The following is a 19401-nucleotide window of genomic DNA, read 5'->3' as shown; positions in this document are numbered from 1 at the left end:
CCCGGCACCTTCGACAGGTCGGTAATCAGATCGTCCACCAAACCGTCGGCGAAATGCGCCTGCTCCGGATCAATGCTCATGTCCGCAAAGGGCAAGACAGCGATAGAGGGGCCCGCTTCGAACGCCCGACCGGCGTCGACGATTGGAGCCTCGCGCTGTTGGATGGTGAGCGGGCCTGCAAACCGATAGCCCGTCCGAGGGAAAGTCGAGATCCACTCCTTTCCGTTGGGGGATACACGCAGCCGCTTGCGTAGGGCGGCGATCTGGACGGTAAGATTACTTTCTTCCACATTGGTGTTCGGCCAGGCAGCGTCCATCAAAGCAGATTTGGGCACCACCTGACCCTGCGCCTCCACCAAGGCCTGCAGCAGCGCAAGGGGTTTGCTCCCCATAGCAACAGGCAGGCCGCGCTCGAATAACGCGCCGTTGCCGGCGTCAAGCACGAAGGGGCCGAAGACGAAGCGCAGAGGCACCATGGCCTATCATACGCCCTTCGGAAAGCATTTTGCGATCTTTGGAAAAATTTTAGAATCAATTCGGTGCCTCTTCAGGATTGGCGCCGCGAAATCGCCGATGCTCTCCATCTCGGCCAGCCTAAACGGGCCTGGCCAAAGCTTAGCAAAGCATTAGAGGAGTTAATCATATGGCAAAGCTAACAATGGCGATGAGTGTGCTTGTCGGCGTGACTGCGCTTTGCAGCGCTGCCGCAGCCGCTTCCTCGATGGTCGGCCCTACATACATCGGGGATCGTGCGGCGGACCCCGAGGACGAGACGTTCGCCTATTTGGTGAAGCCTGAAGAAAGAGTTCATCCGAACGCTTTCATCGGCCCGGCCCGCAATTTCGGCCCCGTCACTGGCGACGCGGAGAAGGACACAATCGGGTACCTGCCGCTGCTCGCAGTGCAGAGAGATGGCTTTTGGTCATTTGTGCTCGCGCGCGAGTGAGGTTTCAAATGCGGCGAGGACTATGGATCGCCGACTGCCGCCGTCTGCTGTGACGCGCCGAGCGGGTCTCTGTACCGGCGGCTTTATCCGCGCGAGACGCAGGAGATGACCGGGCCTTCGCCTTCTTCCGCGGTGCCTGCACGCGCGGCATCTACGACAACATGAAGACAGCGGTGGACGCGATCTTCATCGGTAGGGATCGCCGCTACAACCGCCGCTTTGCGCAGATGTGCGGGCATTACCTCGTCGAGCCGGAGGCCTGCACGCCGGCGTCGGGTTGGGAGAAGGGTCAGGTCGAGAACCAGGTAGGGCTGGTGCGCGAGCGCTTCTTCACGCCGCGGCTGCGCTGCAAGACACTGGAGGACCTGAACGGCTGGCTGGCCGACAAATGCGTCTCCTGGGCCAAGGCGCACCGGCATCCCGAACAGGGTGAGCGAACGATCTGGGACGTATTCGAGAAGGAGCGGACCAGCTTCATTCCCTATGCCGGACGCTTCGACGGCTTCCATTGCATTCCGGCCTCGGTGTCGAAGACATGCACGGTGCTGGCCTCAGACCTGAGACAGTGTGCCGTCCATTTCAAATACCTCGGGATAGCGCGGGGCAGGATTCGTTCCACTACCGAAACGAGTAGACTTTCAACGCGAACCCCCTATTGATTTGTCATTCTCACACAGTTGCGACCTGACCCGCCTTCCGGCGGGTTTTGTATTTCGGGATGAGGTTACTGCCTGCTACTCCGAATGGCTGGCGTTCCATAAGGATATCAGCTTCTCGGGCGGCATCCTCGAATGCCTCTCTGGAAAGCGCCGCCAAGTGTGGATCGGAAGGGTTCTCCATCGCCTTCAGGACGGCAGCCCGAGCTGCGCGGTGCTTCTCGCCACCTTCGGTTGGCCATTGTCTAAGAAGGATATCAGCGGCCTTGGCCGGTCTGTCTACGGTGCACGTCATGCTGATGCCGAGCATGAGCGAAACTGGCTCATCGAAACGCTGATCCATCACGTCTGCTCCGAATAATCACTCCTTCACATAAGCGCCCGGTTGTCGGCCTGAGATTGGCGCTTTGGCATCCTTGGAATGCTCCGCGATTGACGGCCCTGAACCTGCCACCTTCTGGATATCGGGACTGGGATTGGATCTATTCGGTGGGCTCTGGCCATCGGAGTGCCGCGTCTTTTCGTTGACGTCATCTAGGGGTTTTGAATTTCCCAAACCCGGCGGCAGCTTGTTTTTGCCTACCTCCTGCGAAAAATCAGGATGGCCCGCAAAGATTGGGTCTTTCGGCGTATTCCGGGGATCAACTGGAGTTTCAGCAATTGCGGCAGTGGCCGGTTTGGATGAAAAGGCAGGATCATCGAAGGCCGGGAAATTCTCCCCAGGCCGGTCATCCTCATCTGCTGGAGAATTATCGAGTTCGGCGTTCCCTTCGGCCTGCCTCTTAAATGGGAAAGTGGCATCTCCATCTTCGTTTCCAGATATTATGCGAGGATTTGCGCTTGAGACGCCGTCGTTCGATCCACCTTCGTGATGCTTTTCCGACTGCCCCTCGGCGTCGCGCTCTGGCGATTTATCGTTTTCCATAGACTGGCGAGAGTCGGGCATTGCCTGGAGTTTTCGTGCTCCAGTCTCATATTCGGTATGGTCGGGCATGATAGACCTCCATCAAAGCACAACAACTTGATCTGGCCGCTGTGGTTCCATGGGGCGGCTTTCAAAGTCTTGCCACCATCGCCGCCTCGCATCCCATGCAGGCAAACAGGCTCAAAGCTTTTGTTGTAGGCCTATAGGCACGTGTTAATGGCTCCCGCCTTTAGTTTTTCTTGCCACTTGGGTCCAAGGATATTCCGAGCCGAAATAGCAAAGGCCGCGTTCGGATCATTGTCGTGGATCATTTTGACGACCAGCCCTTGATCGTGCGAGCCAGAGTAGATTACCGGACCGGGAGTATAGACGGTGCTAGTGTTCACCCAGCCACCTCTCACTGTGCCCGTGGTGTGGAATGTCCCCGGCATCAGAGAAGCCGAAACGTTGTTCTGGCCGTCGGCCCCTAGGATTATGTACCGGTCATAGCCGGCTTTGAGAGTTTCAAGAGCCGCCATCTGTTCTGCTACTCTGGCCGCACCTTGTTGGCCGCAGGCCGGAGCAGCACTGGTTTGCAGTATGATCGTGTCGGCGGATGCCCGCATTGTTTGCGTCGAAGTACAGCCACCCAACAACGCGGCGATAGCGCCAATCCAGACAGGCTTCAAATTTGGCCCAGCTAAGGCCGTTAGCCATACAGGCATTGTCCACCCCCATTGAGCACCACCATGCCCGAGAGCAGGTAACCACCGGCGGTTCGCGTCGGCAATAAGCCACAGGTCGAACTCGGATGGTCCGCCCACCCCGATCGCTGGTCCTTCCGGCCTCAAAATATAATACGGGTCGGCGGCAGCGCGGGCTTCTTCTAGCGACAGAAATTAAAAGCCGTTTCGTTTCGCTACACCCACAATCTGGAATGAGGTTTGATGGCCGAAGTTGAATGGCCCGCTGACAAGGTTGAGCGCCGGTCGGTGGAGAGCCTTATTCCGTATCCAAGGAACGCGCGGACCCATAGCGATCAACAGGTTTCGCAGATTGCTGCGTCCATTCGGGAGTGGGGCTGGACGGTCCCGGTCCTCGTTGACGGAGAGGGCGGAATCATCGCCGATCATGGCCGGATTCTTGCGGCCAACAAGCTCGGGATTAGCGAAGTGCCTGTCATGGTTGCGACGGGATGGAGCGGTGCCTAGAAGCGGGCATACGTCCTTGCTGACAACAAACTGGCACTGAATGCCGGGTGGGATGACGAACTGCTCTCGTTAGAACTTGGCGAGTTGAAAGACGCCGCGTTTGACCTGTCGCTGATTGGCTTCTCGGATGATGAGCTTGCAAATCTGACGATCGAGAAAACGGAAGGACTGACCGATCCCGACGAGGTTCCAGAAGCTCCAGTTAATCCGGTGACGGTTCTGGGCGACGTGTGGGTTTTGGGAAAGCATCGCATCATATGCGGGGACTCCACGGACGCGGAAACGGTCGCGAGGGTGCTGAACGGCGTCGAGCCTCATCTGATGGTGACGGACCCGCCTTATGACGTGGAGTATGACGCCAACTGGCGGAACGAAGCAGCCCGCACCAGCCAAAAGCTCTCTTCTAATCCGGCATCACTCTCCTGATCATATTGATGATCTTTGTGTTGTGTTCGATATCGGCGAGGACCTGTTTCTTGTAGGGGTAGTCGGGCTCGTCGATGAGGAGTTGCTCCAGTTCGTCGACTTCCTTCATGTATTCGTGCTTGCGCTCGCGCATCCAGTCCCACTTGGCCTTTTCTTCCGGCGTTGCCGGGCCTTTGATGGCGACCTCACCGGTACGGATGTCGACGATGACATGATCGGGATGGGGAAGGGGCTCGGGGCCGGTTGTGCCAAGGCGTTCGCGCCGTTCGAACTCGCGCTCCCAACTGACCTTGTAGGAGATTGCGGCATCGAGGAACTCGTCATGAAGACGCTTGTTCTCACGCTCTGTGGTGAAGAGCAGTTCGGTGAACAGACGCTGCGCCCGCTGGTTGCCCTTGGCGGCATTGACGGCCAGTGAGCGGATGACGGCCTGAGCCATCGGAATGGTGACCTGGCCGTTGCCTTCGTTGAGCCTGATGGTGCGATAGGCTTCCTCGATCAGGATGGACTTCATGCGCTCCTCGTTGAGGGCGGGCAATTTCGATCTATTGCGGCTGCCTTTGGGCCGCCCGCGCGGATTACCGGATTGTCCTTTCTGGAAACGGGTCTCTGTCGGCGGCTTGCCATAGCCGACCGCGTAGTCGCCCGAGGTTGGACGAACGGTCAGCGCCTTGCGACGGGGATCGTCCGGCCCAGCCATCACTCGGCCGCCTCTCGGAACTGATGGGCGCCGCCAATGCCGCAGGCAATCTGTTCAGCCTCGTCCTTGGCATAGGCCTCCCAACGCCTGATGATGCGGTCGCAATAGACCGGATCAAGCTCACAAAGATAAGCGCGTCTGCCGGTCTTGTGGGCGGCAATCAAGGTGGAGCCCGAACCTGCGAAGAGATCCAGCACGATATCACCCCGCCCCGACACATCCTTGATCGCATCGGCAATCATCTGCACCGGCTTGACCGTCGGATGAAGGGCAAGCTCATCCATGCGGCCCACTTTCAGGGTGTTGACACCCTTGTATTGCCAGACATTGGTGCGATAGCGCCCGTGTTGTCCGAGCTCGAACGTGTTGATGTGAGCAGCGTCGCCATGCTTGAAGGCAAAGATCAGTTCATGGCGCGAGCGGTAGAAGGTACCCATCCCGCCATTGTCTTTTGCCCACACGATCAGGTTCTTCAATTCCGAATAGATTTCTTCGCCCGCCGCCAGCATCTCCCCCATATGGCGCCAGTCCATGCAGATGAAGTGGATGGAGCCGTTGGCACTCGCCGAGACGAGATGGGTGAAGGCGGTCTTGAGAAAGGCGGTGAACTGGTCTGTCGACATCTCGCCGCTGGCCATCGCAAATTCGCGATGCTTGATCTTGCCGGAACCGCCAACATGACCATCGATGGGAACATTATAGGGTGGGTCGGTAAACACCATGGTGGCACGCTTGCCATCCATCAGGGCAGCAACGACAACCGGATCAAGAGCAGAGCCGCACACCAGTCGGTGACGGCCGAGCTGGAAGATGTCGCCAGGCTGGCAACGCGAGGCAGCAGGATCGATGTCCGGCAGCACATCATCATCTGGATCTCCCGGCTCTTCCGGGATCAACCCTTCGACGAGGCTGTCGATCTCGGCATGCGAGAAGCCAGTGATCTCGACGTCGAAGTCGAGATCGATGTCGAGCAGGGCTTTCAACTCATCTGCCAAGAGTTCGTCATCCCAACCCGCGTTCAGCGCCAGCTTGTTGTCGGCAAGCACATAGGCCCGCTTCTGTTCGGGCGTCATATGCTCGAGACGAACGCAGGGAACTATGTCCAGTCCGATCAGCCTGGCAGCCTCGACCCTGCCATGGCCGGCAAGGATTGTGTTGTCGGCATCGATCAATACCGGATTGGTAAAGCCGAACGTCTTGATGCTGTCGGCGATCTGCCTGATCTGCTTCTTCGAGTGCGTGCGGGCATTTTTCGCCCACGGACGCAGCCGTGAGGGGGAGATCATCTCGATGGCTGCCTCGGTCATAGTCCTTGCCTTTCCAAATCGGTGGCCGATATCGTCAGATCATATTGACGATATTTCGTTCGTCAAGATGCCCGACCACGTAAGGCTGTGTTGACGATCGCGCGGCCCTGTGCTTTGCTCCCAACAATCCTAAAATGGAGGTTTGTATGGCTTTCGGGCCCCGCATTGCCGAACTCAGGCGCAATGCCAAGGAATCGCTGCAGGATGTCGCAAATGCCGTCGGTGTTACCAAGACCCACATCTGGGACCTTGAACGAGGACGGTCGGCCAATCCCTCGCTTACCGTGATCGAAGGCCTTGCCAACCACTTCAAGGTCTCGGTCGCTTTCCTGGTTGGCGAGGACATCGAGGCCGGGGATGCCGATCCGGAACTGGCCCGCATGTTTCGGCTGGCAGGTCAGTTGGAGGATCACGAGCGCCTCGCCGTCGACGACATGATCCAGTCTTACATCAGGCGGCGCAAAGAACGTGAACAGCAGCGTCGCGCTTGAACGCATAGACATAGACGATGTCGCGACTGATCCGGAGAGGATCGCTGCAGAGATTCACCGTCAGCTGGGCGACATTCCAGGTCCCGTACCCGTTCATGCCATCGCGCGGGCGCTGGACATCGATGAGATCAAGACCAAGCCGCTTCAAAATTTCGAAGGCATGCTGCTGACCAAGCCGGAGCGGGATTTCGGGACAGTCCTGCTCAATTCGCTGGGCTCCCCGCAGCGAAGAAATTATTCACTCGCCCACGAGCTTGGCCATTTTCTGTGCGGATGGCACATCCCCACACACGATGCCGGCTTTCGCTGCACTCAGCGCGACATGGCATTGCCATCTGGCAATGCACGGCATGTAAAGCAGGAGCGCGAAGCCAATCAGTTCGCAATTGAACTTTTGGCGCCGCCGCGCCTGGTCAAACCTTATCTGCGCCGGCTTCCGGATCTGGAACATGTGCTTTCCATGCATATGGCGCTCGACATCAGCAAAGTCGCCGCTGCTCGTCGCTATGTCGAACTGCACAAAGAGCGGTTGGCCGTGGTCTTCGCAAAGAACAGCAGCTTTATTTATGCCGTTCGCGGCAGCGAGTTTCCCTGGATCGATCTTGCGGAGGGTGATCCGTTGTCGGTCCTGCCACACGCGCCCTCAGAAGAACGCATCTCCGAAATGGTTGAGGCCGATCCGCGGGATTGGTTCATCCGTACCCCTTCAGTCGAAATCGCGGCCCAGGTCCTCAGCCAGGAGAAAGGCCACGCGATGATTCTCCTGCATGCCGCAAATGCACAAGAGGACGACGGAGCTTGAACCGGATCAATCTTCCGGTCGCATGACTGGCAGCGTTATCTGAAAAAAAGCCGCAACTTCCCTGTTAGCCAATTTCGCGTTCCCTGATGCGCAGATTTGAGTTCCCTGTTTCTTCTAACAGGGAATTTTCCATCAACCCATTGTTATCGCCACACAATTGGACGTTGGACCGCGCCTTCTGCACCCAAAAGCGTGCAAATTCCCTGTTTTTTCCCTGTAAACCGGCAAAACCAAACCAGAGACCAGTTCGCTCGGGACTGCAAACACCACCATTCAGCCTTGGCTGCTGGCACTAGCTCGGGATTTCTCCAAATAGTACCGAGATTTCCGCCTCTTAGGGAGGGCGAGACGAGGGAAAGCTGAACTTGGAGACGGATATTCGCCGTTTTAGGCCGGTTTTTAGCCCTTCGTCTCAGTTGGGCATTCCCGGTGGCAACTATGTTGACCTGGCGATGTTGTGACCATCTCGATGATGGAGGCGTGATTCTCGCCCGACTTCACTAGCCGAACAAACTCGCATCATGGCATTGGCTCATCTGGTCGATGACCGTAGAAAGCAGCGATATCCGCTGCTCTTCGCTGATCATAGCTACGACCGCGCGTTTGATGATCAGGTAAAAAGCACCTGACGTTGCTCAGACCAGGATAGGGGTAACTCGACGTCCCGAAGCAGCCTATGCGCATTCAGGGAAGCAGGATGACGGCCGGTCAGGATCGCTTGTGTGATTGTGGGATCCAGAAACGCCAGCGGTAGGGCCTGACTGACCTCTGATGGAAGCACTCCGTAAAGGGCCGCCACATCGCTGCGCGATTTGCCGTTGGTCATTGCCTTCATGTAGCAATGTGCCTTGGCGATAAGATGGATCAGGGCAACGTCTACTTTCTGGCTGGGGCTGGTGCCATCCGAGAGCACGAGTTTGGTTTCAATGCCACGGCGTGCCATCGCAAAGGGAGTGGTGACCACATGTGATCCGCAAGCCGTGATCGATTGGGTTTGATGATCTGCTTGTGTGAGATGCTGGATAACCGCTCCGATGTTGAAGCGGATGGTCATTGTATCAGGAGCAAGGTCGATGCGCTCGACCACGCGCTGAAGAAGCCTACGCCGATCCGTTGCGCTTCGTCTCGGATAGCCAGTTGCAAGTTGTTCGGCATTGCACGCGCCGGAGGCGACAAGCTCGCCGAGACCATGATCTTTCATCCAGGACGCTAGGGTTGAGTGATCGGAGAGAAGGCGCATCAACTCGCGCTCCACGAGACCTTCCAGTTCGGCGGCTGGGAGACGCCAGCCGTCACCGCTCCTCCGCTTGGCCTGCATCAGTCGGTGCGAGATGTAGTAGCGGTAGCGCTTCGGTAGCGCTTACCAAGCTTACGGGCATGTGTCGGGCTCAGACGATCGCCAGTCTCATCGAACACGATGCCTGTCAGAAGATGTACATCTTGCCGGTTTCGCTGTGACGATCGGTTCGCTGCCTGGGCCACGAGCAATTGCTGTACGTCGGCGAAGAGCTGGGGGCCGACAATACCAGCGTGCTCTCCGTCATAGAGCTGCCCATCGTGCCTGATCTTGCCTATGTAGATCGGGTTGGAAAGCAGATGGTAGAGCGCACCGCGCGTGAATGAGGCTTGACCGTTTTTGCTTCGCAGGCCAGAGCGATTTGCGTCGTCGACAAGGTCCCGAACCGACTTCAGTTCGAGATATGTGTTGAACAAATATCGGACCGTGATTGCTTCGCTATCGTCGATCACAAGCTTTCGATCATCGACGCGATAGCCCAGCGACACCACGCCGCCCATCCACATGCCCTTCTTCTTGGATGCCGCGATCTTGTCGCGGATGCGCTCGGCCGTAACCTCTCGCTCGAACTGGGCGAAGGACAGAAGAATATTCAGCGTCAGCCTGCCCATCGAGGTGGTCGTGTTGAACTGCTGGGTGATCGAGACGAACGACACGGCAGCGGCCTCAAAGACTTCGACCATTTTCGAGAAGTCGGCAAGCGATCGGGTGAGCCGATCGATCTTGTAGACCACGACCACGTCGATCTTCTTCTGGCGAATGTCGGCAAGAAGCCGCTGCAGGGCAGGGCGCTCCATCGTGCCGCCTGAGATCCAGGTTCGAAACATTCAGAACGCCCGGCTNCCGATCGATCTTGTAGACCACGACCACGTCGATCTTCTTCTGGCGAATGTCGGCAAGAAGCCGCTGCAGGGCAGGGCGCTCCATCGTGCCGCCTGAGACGCCACCATCATCGTAGTGCTCGCTGACCAGTTTCCAGCCGAGCCCGACCTCACGTTGAGCGTCGAGTGAATTGAACTCCTGGTCGAGCCCTTCCTCTGTTGATTTGCGGGTATAAACCGCGCAGCGCAATTTTGGATGCTGCGTGCTCATAGCCCAAAGAACCTTGGGCCTGACCAATGGGCATTGGTGATCCGGTGGGCAATCGCCGACAAGGATCTGTAGACTTGATCCTCAAAGGCAAAGCCGTCTTCCAGCACCTCGACCAGATGCTGCTTGCCATTCCACTCCCGCAGCAGGCGTGTGCCCGGGCGGAGAACTGCTGCACCAAGAGAAGCTTTCGTCCGCTGGACATCGCTCGACATGGGCGCCGATTTGGCGTGAGATGTGGCCTCCACTTCCATCATTGCAGACTTGAGCGCGCGACGCGCACTGGCGCGCAATCTCCCAAACCGCTTTACCTGTAGCCAATAAGTCGCGGATCGTTCGAGCAACAAGCGCCGGGTGCCCTTGGGAGGTGGCGTGCCGTATTGCTTGGCCCAGAGTTCGCACAGTTCAGGGTAAGGGAGATCGCGAAGGGCCGCGATCTCCTGCTCGGTGTTGGCATCGGTGCGCATAGGCTTAACCCTCAGCCTCACCGCTAGTGCAGATGCGATAGCTTCGGACACCGTCCTTGCCAATTTCGCTGGTGACTGCCAAGCCAAGCTTCCTCTTAACTGTCCCCGACAGGAAGCCACGTACCGAATGAGCCTGCCAGCCCGTTGCCTCCCTCATCGCTTCGATGGTTGTCCCTTTGGCGCTCTTCAGCTTAATCAGGATCAGGTCGGTCTTGGTCGACGGGGCTGCCACATGTTTTGATGCTGGGAGCGTGGAGACAGACATCGGTGGGATCGCATCGGAGGAAGCTTTAGAGGAGCGGCGCCTATGCTTGGAGGTCGCAGCAGTCTCAGGCGGCGATGTGCCAACCTCAGGCGAACTTTCGCTGGGCGACAGGATATGGACGAGTTCGGGATTGCTATTTGCCATGTTCATTCTCCGTCGGTTCAGGCCCAGACAATTCTGGCGCCTGTACCGGCCGAAGCCCGCTCATGAGGCGGGCAAAGAGAACCATGGCAATGCTCTTGCCGTCAGTGTCAGCGGCAGTTCACAAACTGGACGACAGCAATGCTCCGTTTGCCTGGGAAGTCGAGTGGAAAGACGGCCCTTTGAACTTTCTCAACCCCTGCGCAAGATATCGATGGCTGATCGCCAATCTCGCTCAATCTCGTCCAATGTCTCGCTTGCGCAACGCGCGAGCGCGGAAATGGCTGTTGGCTCGATCGAATCACCGGCTTCGCCAAGAATTCGGAGTGCTGCCACCAAGCCTGTGAGATGACGCACATTTGGCTCGATGGCGTCTAACGCGTTGTACGCCGTCTTTCTTGCACCAGCCGATTTTGGACGCGTTAAACTCATCGCCGTGCTCCTTAAGACGGCACACATGCTTCCTTTGCACAGGAAGTCGAGCGGAAAAGAACCAACGCGTCCAACAAGATCTGAGTGACCGACATCACCTATATCCGGACCTGGTAGGGCTGGCTCTACCTAGCGGTCATCGTCGATCTGTTTGCACGCAAGGTCGTGGGCTGGTCGATGAAACCCAGTCTGTCGAAAGAGCTGGCTCTGTTGCGCTGATCATGGCTAACTGGCGCGGAAAGCCCACCGGTCGCGTTGTGGTGCATTCAGATCAAGGCAGCCAATACGGCAGCGACGACTTCAAGCGATTTTGGCAGGCCCACAATCTGGAGCCGAGCAGGCGCGCCAATTGCTGGGATAACGCCGTCGCGGAGTCATTCTTCTGCAGCCTGAAGAAGGAGCGCATCCGAAAACGCATCTACAAAACCCGAGGCCTCGCCCGAGCCACATCTTCGATTATATCGAGGTCTTCTACATGCGTGCCATCGCCGCACGAACCATCGAGGCAATATGGAAAGTCGCAGGAAAACTCCTCAAACGCTTCCAGCCAGACAAATACCAAAATTATCTCGTCAACGCGGGACACGTATCAAGCTGAGATCATCAGACTCTAATGCGTCGCTCGCCACAAGAGCATGTTTTTCGCGGAGAAGGCGGCTGAAGGCGAGATGATCGATTATGCGGCGGCAAGCTGGTGCTGGAGCCGAGTGGCGAAGCTCGCGAGGCGTTGGCGACGGACTATGCGCACATCGCCGACCAAGGGCGGCTGCCCGAAGGCGCCGAGCCGTTTGAGGAGCTGATCGAGTGATGCGCAGACATCGCCGAGCGCGCGAACCGCGCGCGGAGCAAATGGGGTTCCTTTGCTCACCGCAGCGCTCAGACAGGGTTTCAAGAGGGCTCGTCGTCGGGATGGCCGAGTTCGCAGAAAAAGCCGCCCAGGAATCTCGTTGCCAATGCATTGGGATCAGGTATCGAAGTCTTGCCTTCAATTTCGGAACGGAATGGTTCGGAATTGTCCATTGGAATGTAGCCGAGGTGATTTGCTCCGCTATTGTCGACCGTCTTCACCTTGTTGTCGGAAATGCCGAACGTAATCGTGTGGGCCACCCGCGGCGCGGTCAGTGAGGCCTCGACCAAACGCACGCAATCATCAAATGAGAGGTATGACCATAGATGGCGCCGATCGGTCGGTTCCTCAAAAGAGGAGAAGATGCGCAGGCAGACGGATTCAAGTCCGAACTTGTCCCAATAGAGCCGGCTCAGGCTCTCGACGAAATTCTTCGAGACACCGTAGAGGCTGTCCGGACGAACCGGCGCATCGACGCCAATCTGGGATTCCACTTCATGAAATCCGATAGCATGTACCGAAGATGCATAGATGACCCGTTTGGCCCCGTGCCTACGCGCTCCTTCGTAAATGTGGTATGAGCCCCGGATATTGGCGTCGAGTATGGTCTGCCACGAACTCTCGACGGCCGCGCCGCCGAAATGGACGATTGCGTCACATCCTTGCGTCGCCGCGATTGTCGCCTCCATGTCGGCAAGGTCGAAGACCGCCGCCTCCTCGTTCGGTTGCAGGTCGGTGATGGGCGTGCGCGCTGCGAGCCTTATCTTCTTTGCCAAAGGTGCGAGACCGGTGCGCAGGACTGAACCGAGACGGCCGGCCGCGCCGGTGATGAGGATGCGTTCGTACTGGGGCATTGTCTACTCCACTTGTGCCACTGCGGCCGCAATGCGGGCAATGGCTTCGGTGAGTATCTCGTCGCTGGTTGCGGTCGAGATACGGAAGTAAGGCGAAAGACCATAAGCGACACCTGGCACGGAGGATACTCGGCCCTCGTTCAGGATGTAGTTGGCGACTGCGGTGTCGTCAGCCAGCACTACGCCCTGAGGGGTCTTGCGGCCAATCAGGCTGCCACAGCCAATATAGGCATAGAAGGCGCCGTCCGGAGGTGGGAGCGTCAGGCCGTTAATCTTACGGATGCCCGCAACGACGAGATCGCGGCGACGCTCGAAGGCTTCGCGGAATCTCGCGACCTCGTCCTGCGGTCCGTTGAGCGCCGCAACCGTCGCGGCCTGGGAGATTGAGCAAACGGACGTTACCGACTGGCTCTGGATGGTCGACATCGCTTTAATGAGTGGAGCCGGTCCAGCAGCGTAACCGACGCGCCAGCCAGTCATTGCATAGGACTTTGCGACACCATTGACGATCAGCGTACGGTCTTTGAGCTCGGGGCAGGCCTTGCCGAAGGACACAAACTTGCGACCGTCGAAGATGATGTGTTCATAGATCTCATCCGAGAGGATCAACACATGTGGATACTTCGCGAGCACCTGCCCGAGCGCCCTCAATTCGGAGTCGGAATAGACCGCGCCAGATGGATTGCCTGGCATGTTGAGGAACAGCCACTTGGATTTTGGCGTAATCGCCTTTTCGAGCAAGCCCGGTGTAAGCTTGAATCCATCTGTCTCCGGGCACTCGACCGTGACCGGCACGCCGCCTAGCAGCTTCACTATTTCCGGATATGAGACGAAGTACGGTGCTGGCAGGATCGCCTCGTCGCCGTCCTCCAGCGTCGCCATCAGGGCGTTAAAGATGATCTGCTTGGCGCCATTGGCGACGATCACGTCCTCGGCCTTTGTGTCGAGCCCGTTCTCGCGTCGGAACTTTTGGGCCACGGCCTCCCGCACCTCCGGTGTGCCGGGGGCAGCGGTGTAAAGGGTCTGCCCATCTCTTGCGGCCTTATAGGCCGCCTCGACAATATGCGGAGGCGTCGGGAAGTCAGGCTCACCCAAGCCAAGGTCGATCACGTCAATGCCCTTGGCGCGCAGCGCTTTTGCCGCCATCGACGCGGCCATCGAAGCCGATGGCTTCACCATGGAAAGGCGCGATGCGATATAGCTCATTGCTTGTTCTCCGACACGTAACCCTTGGAAACATCTTCGGCGCGCGCGGCAGCGGAACGCTTCGCGGGATCGCCATAACCGCCACCGCCTGGAAGTTCCATGATGAGCCGTCGCCCGGCAGGCACGTGCTGCCAGCCCTTCGGCCGCATCAGCGTGCCGTCGTCCAGCTTCACGATGCCGGCCTTGCCGTTTTGCCCGCCGCAGCGTCCCTTGGGAGGATGGTTGACGCGATCGAACATGGCTGAGAAATCGAATTCGTGGTTTTCCAGGGGCGCGATTTCGATGATCTGGCCAAGACCACCGCGGAATTCACCGTCGCCTCCGGAGCCCGGACGAAGCTCCTTGCGCCAGATGACGATCGGACCCGTGTGTTCGGTCGCCTCGATGGGCATGGTGTGCACGCCCGACGGGAATGCCGTCGATGACAGGCCATCCAGTTCAGGACGCGCGCCCATGCCGCCAGAGTTGAACATCAGCACCTCGGCGCGGCGGCCTTGCGCACCGGCAGCCGGGCCAACAGAGATGTGAATGTTCCAAAGTGCGCCAGCGCCCTCAGCGAGAATCTTGCCGGGCAGTGCCTTGGCGAAGGCGCCAAGGACGAGGTCGGGGACCATGTGGCCGAAGATATGACGCAAGGCCACCGGCGCGGGACGCACGGCGTTCAGGATGTTCACGGGCGAATTGACCGTGAAGAAGGCGAGCGACGCGGCGTTGTTCGGGATGTCCGGTGCCACGACGCATTTCAGCGCGTAGCAGGCATAGGCCTTGGAGTAGATGATCGGGCAGTTGATTCCCCATTTGCTCATCGGGTCCGTGCCGGTGAAGTCGACGTCGAGATGATTATCGTGGACCGACACTTTGGCCCTGAGCGTGACCGGTGCATCATAGCCGTCGGTCGTCAGTTCGTTGGTCCAGCTGCCCTTCGGCAGGCTGGCGATCCGTTCCTGCATTGCGGCCCGGGTGCGTGAGAAGATGAACTCGCCAAGGCTGTCGAGTGACGACAGGCCAATCTCCTTCATCATGTCGATGAGACGACGATGGCCGACCTCATTACAAGCTGCGAGCGAGTAGAAGTCGCCGACAACCTGGTTTGGCTCGCGCACATTGGAACGAATGATGCGGACAAGGTCGAGCCTGACAATACCCCTTTCCGCGAATTTCATTATGGGGAGCTGGATACCTTCCTCATAGACGGATTTGGCGTCCGCGCCGAAGCCACGACCTCCAACATCCACGACATGGGCAGTGCAGGCGAAGAAGGCGACGAGTTCGCCGTTCAGGAAGGACGGCGACACCATGGTGATGTCGTGAAGATGGCCGGTGCCTTTCCACGGGTCGTTGGTGACATAGGTGTCGCCCTCGAACATATCTTCTCGCGGAATCTCGTTGATGAAGTGCAGCACGGCCTCGGCCATCGTGTTGACGTGGCCGGGAGTGCCGGTGACCGCCTGCGCCAGCATCTGTCCGCGCGGATCGAACACGCCGGCGGAGAGGTCCCCGGATTCGCGCACTGACGTCGAGAAGGCGGTGCGCAGCAAGGTCAGCGCCTGTTCCTCGACCACCGAGATCAAGCGGTTCCACATGACTTGCATGCGGATTTCGTCGATGCTGTTCTTGGCGGGGTCGCTCATGACCGGCTACCTTTGCGGGTAAGGAGGATGGCGCCGTCGCTCTGCATTACGGCGTCGAAAGGTGTGGTAACGACGGTGGAGGTTTCCCTTTCAACAATGACGGCAGGGCCGCTGACCCGGTCACCGGAAGATAGGGCCTCTCGCTCAACAATGGCGTAAGTCTGCCGCGCACCGGTCGCTGGATCAAACACGGCGCGGGTCACTTGGGCATCGATAGCCAGGTTTCCGGCCGTAATCTGGTGGCGCGCCACGTCAGAGCGCTCGTCGGTCGCCTTGACCGACCATGTGACGATCTCGACTTCCAGGCCCGCCAAGCCATCGATCGCACGGCCGAAGAAACGCTGATAGTTCTCCTGAAACAATTCAGCGAATTTGTCCGCTGCATCATCTCCAAAAATCTCGTTCGGTAACGGCACCGGAATTTCCCAACCCTGTCCTGCATAGCGCATGAAAGCAACGACCTCGAAGTTGATGTTGCCGTTGGTGCCTGCACGGACGAAACTTTCGGCGGTTGCCTTAAGTCCTCTCAAGAGTTCGTTCACTTCGGTCGCATCGAACCGCGAGAGTTTCACCAGGCGCGAAGCCAGCGCTTCGTAGCCAAACGGTGCCTTGAGGAAGCCGATCGCCGAGCCGACCCCCGCTCCCTGCGGCACGAGGCACTGATCGATGCCTAGTTTCTCGCAGAGGCGAGCCGCATGCAGTGGCGCTGCGCCGCCGAAAGCAATCATGATATTGTCGGAAATGTTCTTGCCGTTCTCGACGGCATGCACACGCGCGGCGTTGGCCATGTTCTCGTCGACCACTTCGCAAATGCCGAAAGCTGTCGACGTCGCATCAAGCGAGAGCTTCACGCCAACATCACGCATGATTGCGTCTTCGGACGCAGAGGTATCGAGCCTGATCGCGCCCCCGGCAAAATTGTCGGGATCGAGCTTGCCGAGCACCAGGTCGGCATCGGTGATCGCCGGGCGCTGGCCCCCGCGGCCATAACAGGCCGGGCCGGGCTCGGACCCCGCGCTTTCGGGGCCTGTCTGAATGCGGCCCATGGCATCTACCCAGGCAATCGAACCGCCGCCCGCCCCGATCTCTATCATCTCGATGACCGGGATGGAGATCGGCATTCCCGAACCCTTCGTGAAGCGATAAGTGCGCGCCACTTCGAAGGTTCTGGCTGTCTGCGGTGCAAAATCCTCGATCAGGCAGATTTTCGCGGTTGTACCGCCCATGTCGTATGACACGACCTTCTCAAGTCCGAAACGACGGGCAATGTCGGCAGCGAAGATCGCCCCGCCAGCCGGCCCGGATTCGACAAGCCGAACCGGAAACTCGGAGGCTGTCTCGACCGATATCAAGCCGCCGCCGGAATGGATCATGAAGACCGGACAGTTCGCGCCCATCTCCTTCAGCCGGATCTGTAAGCGTGAGAGATAATTCGCCATCTGCGGCCGTACATAGGCGTTGGCGCAAACCGTGTTGAAGCGTTCGAATTCACGCATCTGCGGCGAGACTTCGGAGCTTATGGAGATCGGGATCGACAGCTTCCTCGACAAGATTTCGCGTGCGCGCTCTTCATGCTTCGAGTTGGCATAAGAGTGAATGAACCCCACCGCCACCGCGCCGAAACCAGCCTTTGCGATCCTGTCGGCAATCGCGTCCAGCGTCGCCTCGTCGAGCGGCTGCAATTCCTGGCCCTCGGCACCGATGCGACCTTTGACGGTGAAACGGTCTTCTCGCGAGACAAGAGGCGTCGGCAAGCGCAGGTTCAGATCATACTGTTCGAAGCGGTTTTCGGTCCGCATCTCAATAACGTCCCGAAAACCTTCGGTCGTCACAAATGCGGTCTTCGCGCCACGTCGTTCTATGAGCGCATTGGTGGCCAGTGTCGTGCCGTGGATGACGATGCCAATGTCGGCAGTCGAGATGCCAGCGTCCCTCACGACGATGTCGATGCCGTCGAGAATAGCTTGTTCCGGGGCCCCGTAGTTGGTCAGCACCTTGGTAGAAAACAACTTTCCACGAACATCGAGTGCGATGTCGGTGAACGTACCGCCGATATCTGCACCCAGTCGGATGTCTTCGGTTCGGGTCGTCATGCGTTGGCCTTTTTGGATTTGAGTGCGGCGTTGCGCATTTGCGTCAGTGTCTGGCGCGGCGTGAGCGCCTCGGGCGAGATTATAAGTTCGAGCACTGCACCCGTCTTCGAGGCCAGAGCTCGACCGAAAGCCGATGCGAAAGCAGCCGTTGTTTCCACACGCTCCGCGTGGAAACCATAGGATTTTGCCAATCCGACAAAGTCCGGGTTTTGGAGCGAGGTCCCCGAGACACGCGCCGGATAATTCCGCTCCTGATGCGCGCGGATCGTGCCGTAGATGCCATTGTTGAGGATCAGGATGATCGGCTGCGCACCGGCCTGCATGGCGGTGCCGAGCTCCTGGCAGTTCATCTGAAAGTCGCCGTCGCCGGCGAAGCATATTACGGTGCGCTCGGGATAGGTCGCCTTTGCCGCAATTGCTGCCGGCAACCCGTAACCCATCGCGCCCGATTGGGGCGCAAGCAGACGCGACTTCGGGCCGAACTTGAAGAACTTGTTCGGCCAGACAGTAAAGTTGCCAGCGCCATTGGTGACGATCACGTCGTCAGGAACCACATTGCGCAGATGCGCCGTTACGGCCACCATATCGACCAGCCCGGGCTGGACAGGCGCATCGAACGAATTCTCGTATGCCGTACGCGCTTCGGCGCGCCATGAGGACCAAGCGCCTTGCACGGGGGCGAGCGATTGCGCGAACGAATTTGGACCGGCATGGACGCCTAGGGTTGGGCTATAGATCTTTCCGATCTCCCGGTCTGAAATGTGGACATGGACCAGCTTCTGCCTGGGCTGTGGTATTGAAAGGAGCGTGTAGCCGTCGGTTGTCAGCTCGCCAAAGCGAACGTTGATGGCGAGGATCACGTCCGCATCGCGGATCAGCGCCTTCACATGCGGCAGCATGCCGACGCCGGCTTCACCGACGAACACTGGAGAATGATTGTCGAACTGGTCTTGATAGCGGAACGCCGCAACGGCCGGGATGTCGGAGGTTTCAGCAAAGCTTTGCAGCGCGGAGCGACCTCGATCTGTCCAGTTGGTGCCGCCGATCAGGATCAGTGGCTTGCTGGCTTTGCTGAGCAAATCCTGCGATTTGATGAGCGCATCGGCGGCGGGAGCGGCTTCGAAGACAGCTGATGGCCCAGTCAACGGTTCCACGTCCGTAAGTTCGGTTAGCATATCCTCCGGCAGCGCAATCACCACTGGACCCGGCCGGCCGGTCTGCGCCGTGGCCCAAGCGCGGGCGACAATTTCGGGAAGCCGGGCAACGGAATCAATCTCAACGGCCCATTTGGCGAGTGTACCGAATACCGCTCGGTAATCGACCTCCTGGAAAGCTTCGCGCCCCTTCATGTCCGTACCGACCTGACCGACAAACAGCATCATCGGCGAACTATCCTGCATGGCCGTGTGAACGCCGATGCTGGCATTGGTAGCGCCGGGGCCACGCGTGACAAAGCAGATGCCCGGAGAACCGGTCAGCTTGCCATATGCAGAGGCCATGAACGCTGCGCCACCCTCGTTGCGGCACAGAACGTAGTGACCTGCCCCATTAGGGAGGTCCGCTGGATAAGTTAGAGTTCCGGCGGTTGAGGTCGCCAAGACTGGTCGACCTGGGTGAAGCGTAGAACATACCATTG

Annotated in this window: 21 protein-coding genes and 3 pseudogenes; 8 read left to right on the top strand and 16 right to left on the bottom strand. The window is 58.6% G+C overall.

Features of this window, described 5'->3' with window-relative positions:
• Positions 1–476 (bottom strand): winged helix-turn-helix domain-containing protein (locus tag ASD50_RS14750; protein ID WP_200952422.1); only part of this gene is annotated, 476 nt, incomplete at its 3' end.
• 167 nt (positions 477–643) lie between these two features.
• On the opposite strand from ASD50_RS14750, the gene ASD50_RS14745 reads away from it, so the two are divergent.
• Together ASD50_RS14745 and ASD50_RS14740 are read left to right on the top strand one after the other, a co-directional pair.
• The gene (locus ASD50_RS14745; RefSeq protein ID WP_156465113.1) at positions 644–946 is read left to right on the top strand and encodes a hypothetical protein; all 303 of its coding nucleotides are present in this window, start codon (positions 644–646) and stop codon (positions 944–946) included.
• A gap of 60 nt (positions 947–1006) precedes the next feature.
• Positions 1007–1491: pseudogene (locus ASD50_RS14740) on the top strand (IS21 family transposase); the annotation flags it as partial.
• Positions 1492–1615: 124 nt separating this feature from the next.
• On the opposite strand, the gene ASD50_RS14735 reads toward ASD50_RS14740, so the two are convergent.
• Complete coding sequence (locus tag ASD50_RS14735; RefSeq protein ID WP_056242709.1) at positions 1616–1945, bottom strand: DUF982 domain-containing protein; 330 nt, start codon at positions 1943–1945, stop codon at positions 1616–1618.
• 18 nt (positions 1946–1963) lie between these two features.
• Positions 1964–2596 (bottom strand): hypothetical protein, encoded by a 633-nt coding sequence (locus ASD50_RS23955; RefSeq protein ID WP_244484545.1) that lies wholly within the window; start codon positions 2594–2596, stop codon positions 1964–1966.
• Positions 2597–3453: 857 nt separating this feature from the next.
• Here ASD50_RS23955 and ASD50_RS23950 point away from each other — a divergent pair.
• Together ASD50_RS23950 and ASD50_RS23945 are read left to right on the top strand one after the other, a co-directional pair.
• On the top strand, positions 3454–3717 hold the full coding sequence (locus ASD50_RS23950) for a ParB/Srx family N-terminal domain-containing protein (protein ID WP_056242708.1): 264 nt from the start codon (positions 3454–3456) through the stop codon (positions 3715–3717).
• 84 nt (positions 3718–3801) lie between these two features.
• A complete protein-coding gene (locus ASD50_RS23945) occupies positions 3802–4143 on the top strand; it encodes a DNA modification methylase (RefSeq protein ID WP_056242706.1) in 342 nt (113 codons plus the stop codon).
• On the opposite strand, the gene ASD50_RS14715 is transcribed toward ASD50_RS23945, so the two are convergent.
• Both ASD50_RS14715 and ASD50_RS14710 read right to left on the bottom strand, forming a co-directional pair.
• A complete protein-coding gene (locus ASD50_RS14715) occupies positions 4121–4843 on the bottom strand; it encodes a DUF5681 domain-containing protein (protein ID WP_056242704.1) in 723 nt (240 codons plus the stop codon). The genes ASD50_RS23945 and ASD50_RS14715 overlap by 23 nt on opposite strands.
• A complete protein-coding gene (locus tag ASD50_RS14710; protein WP_056242702.1) occupies positions 4843–6150 on the bottom strand; it encodes a site-specific DNA-methyltransferase in 1308 nt (435 codons plus the stop codon). Before ASD50_RS14710 ends, ASD50_RS14715 begins: the two co-directional genes overlap by 1 nt.
• Before the next feature lie 146 nt (positions 6151–6296).
• On the opposite strand from ASD50_RS14710, the gene ASD50_RS14705 reads away from it, so the two are divergent.
• The gene (locus ASD50_RS14705) at positions 6297–6641 is read left to right on the top strand and encodes a helix-turn-helix domain-containing protein (protein ID WP_082549684.1); all 345 of its coding nucleotides are present in this window, start codon (positions 6297–6299) and stop codon (positions 6639–6641) included.
• Entirely contained in the window at positions 6619–7443 is an 825-nt protein-coding gene (locus ASD50_RS14700; RefSeq protein ID WP_056242700.1) for an ImmA/IrrE family metallo-endopeptidase, read from the top strand. The genes ASD50_RS14705 and ASD50_RS14700 overlap by 23 nt, the downstream gene beginning before the upstream one ends.
• Before the next feature lie 610 nt (positions 7444–8053).
• On the opposite strand, the gene ASD50_RS14695 is transcribed toward ASD50_RS14700, so the two are convergent.
• The 6 genes from ASD50_RS14695 to ASD50_RS23185 form a co-directional block, all read right to left on the bottom strand.
• Positions 8054–8761 carry a hypothetical protein gene (locus tag ASD50_RS14695; protein WP_056242697.1) on the bottom strand — a complete coding sequence of 236 codons (708 nt, stop codon included), beginning with the start codon at positions 8759–8761 and terminating at the stop codon, positions 8054–8056.
• Entirely contained in the window at positions 8761–9567 is an 807-nt protein-coding gene (locus ASD50_RS14690) for a recombinase family protein (protein ID WP_082549683.1), read from the bottom strand. Before ASD50_RS14690 ends, ASD50_RS14695 begins: the two co-directional genes overlap by 1 nt.
• A gap of 16 nt (positions 9568–9583) precedes the next feature.
• Positions 9584–9832 (bottom strand): recombinase family protein (locus ASD50_RS23190; protein ID WP_162252028.1); only part of this gene is annotated, 249 nt, incomplete at its 3' end.
• Entirely contained in the window at positions 9829–10296 is a 468-nt protein-coding gene (locus ASD50_RS14685) for a DUF2924 domain-containing protein (RefSeq protein WP_056242693.1), read from the bottom strand. The genes ASD50_RS14685 and ASD50_RS23190, both read right to left, overlap by 4 nt.
• Before the next feature lie 4 nt (positions 10297–10300).
• Positions 10301–10705: a DUF3489 domain-containing protein gene (locus ASD50_RS23940; protein WP_244484544.1), complete on the bottom strand. Its 405-nt coding sequence runs from the start codon at positions 10703–10705 to the stop codon at positions 10301–10303.
• A 189-nt stretch (positions 10706–10894) separates the two neighbouring features.
• Positions 10895–11134 (bottom strand): hypothetical protein, encoded by a 240-nt coding sequence (locus ASD50_RS23185; RefSeq protein WP_156465111.1) that lies wholly within the window; start codon positions 11132–11134, stop codon positions 10895–10897.
• A gap of 84 nt (positions 11135–11218) precedes the next feature.
• Here ASD50_RS23185 and ASD50_RS22620 point away from each other — a divergent pair.
• Positions 11219–11609: pseudogene (locus tag ASD50_RS22620) on the top strand (IS3 family transposase); the annotation flags it as partial.
• A gap of 142 nt (positions 11610–11751) precedes the next feature.
• Positions 11752–11942: pseudogene (locus ASD50_RS23935) on the top strand (nucleotidyl transferase AbiEii/AbiGii toxin family protein); the annotation flags it as partial.
• 80 nt (positions 11943–12022) lie between these two features.
• On the opposite strand, the gene ASD50_RS14675 reads toward ASD50_RS23935, so the two are convergent.
• Genes ASD50_RS14675 through ASD50_RS14655 form a run of 5 tightly spaced genes read right to left on the bottom strand, consistent with a single transcriptional unit; the run spans position 12023 to position 19399 of the window.
• Positions 12023–12835 carry an NAD-dependent epimerase/dehydratase family protein gene (locus tag ASD50_RS14675; protein ID WP_056242690.1) on the bottom strand — a complete coding sequence of 271 codons (813 nt, stop codon included), beginning with the start codon at positions 12833–12835 and terminating at the stop codon, positions 12023–12025.
• A 3-nt stretch (positions 12836–12838) separates the two neighbouring features.
• Complete coding sequence (locus ASD50_RS14670) at positions 12839–14041, bottom strand: pyridoxal phosphate-dependent aminotransferase (protein WP_056242689.1); 1203 nt, start codon at positions 14039–14041, stop codon at positions 12839–12841.
• Positions 14038–15672 (bottom strand): hydantoinase B/oxoprolinase family protein, encoded by a 1635-nt coding sequence (locus ASD50_RS14665; RefSeq protein ID WP_056242686.1) that lies wholly within the window; start codon positions 15670–15672, stop codon positions 14038–14040. The genes ASD50_RS14670 and ASD50_RS14665 overlap by 4 nt, the downstream gene beginning before the upstream one ends.
• Positions 15669–17765: a hydantoinase/oxoprolinase family protein gene (locus ASD50_RS14660; RefSeq protein ID WP_056242684.1), complete on the bottom strand. Its 2097-nt coding sequence runs from the start codon at positions 17763–17765 to the stop codon at positions 15669–15671. The genes ASD50_RS14665 and ASD50_RS14660 overlap by 4 nt, the downstream gene beginning before the upstream one ends.
• Complete coding sequence (locus ASD50_RS14655) at positions 17762–19399, bottom strand: thiamine pyrophosphate-dependent enzyme (protein ID WP_082549681.1); 1638 nt, start codon at positions 19397–19399, stop codon at positions 17762–17764. Before ASD50_RS14655 ends, ASD50_RS14660 begins: the two co-directional genes overlap by 4 nt.
• Positions 19400–19401: the final 2 nt, after the last annotated feature.

It is taken from the genome of Mesorhizobium sp. Root552 (genome assembly GCF_001427285.1).
Taxonomy (GTDB): Bacteria; Pseudomonadota; Alphaproteobacteria; order Rhizobiales; family Rhizobiaceae; genus Mesorhizobium.
This window is presented reverse-complemented; position numbering and strand designations above follow the sequence as displayed.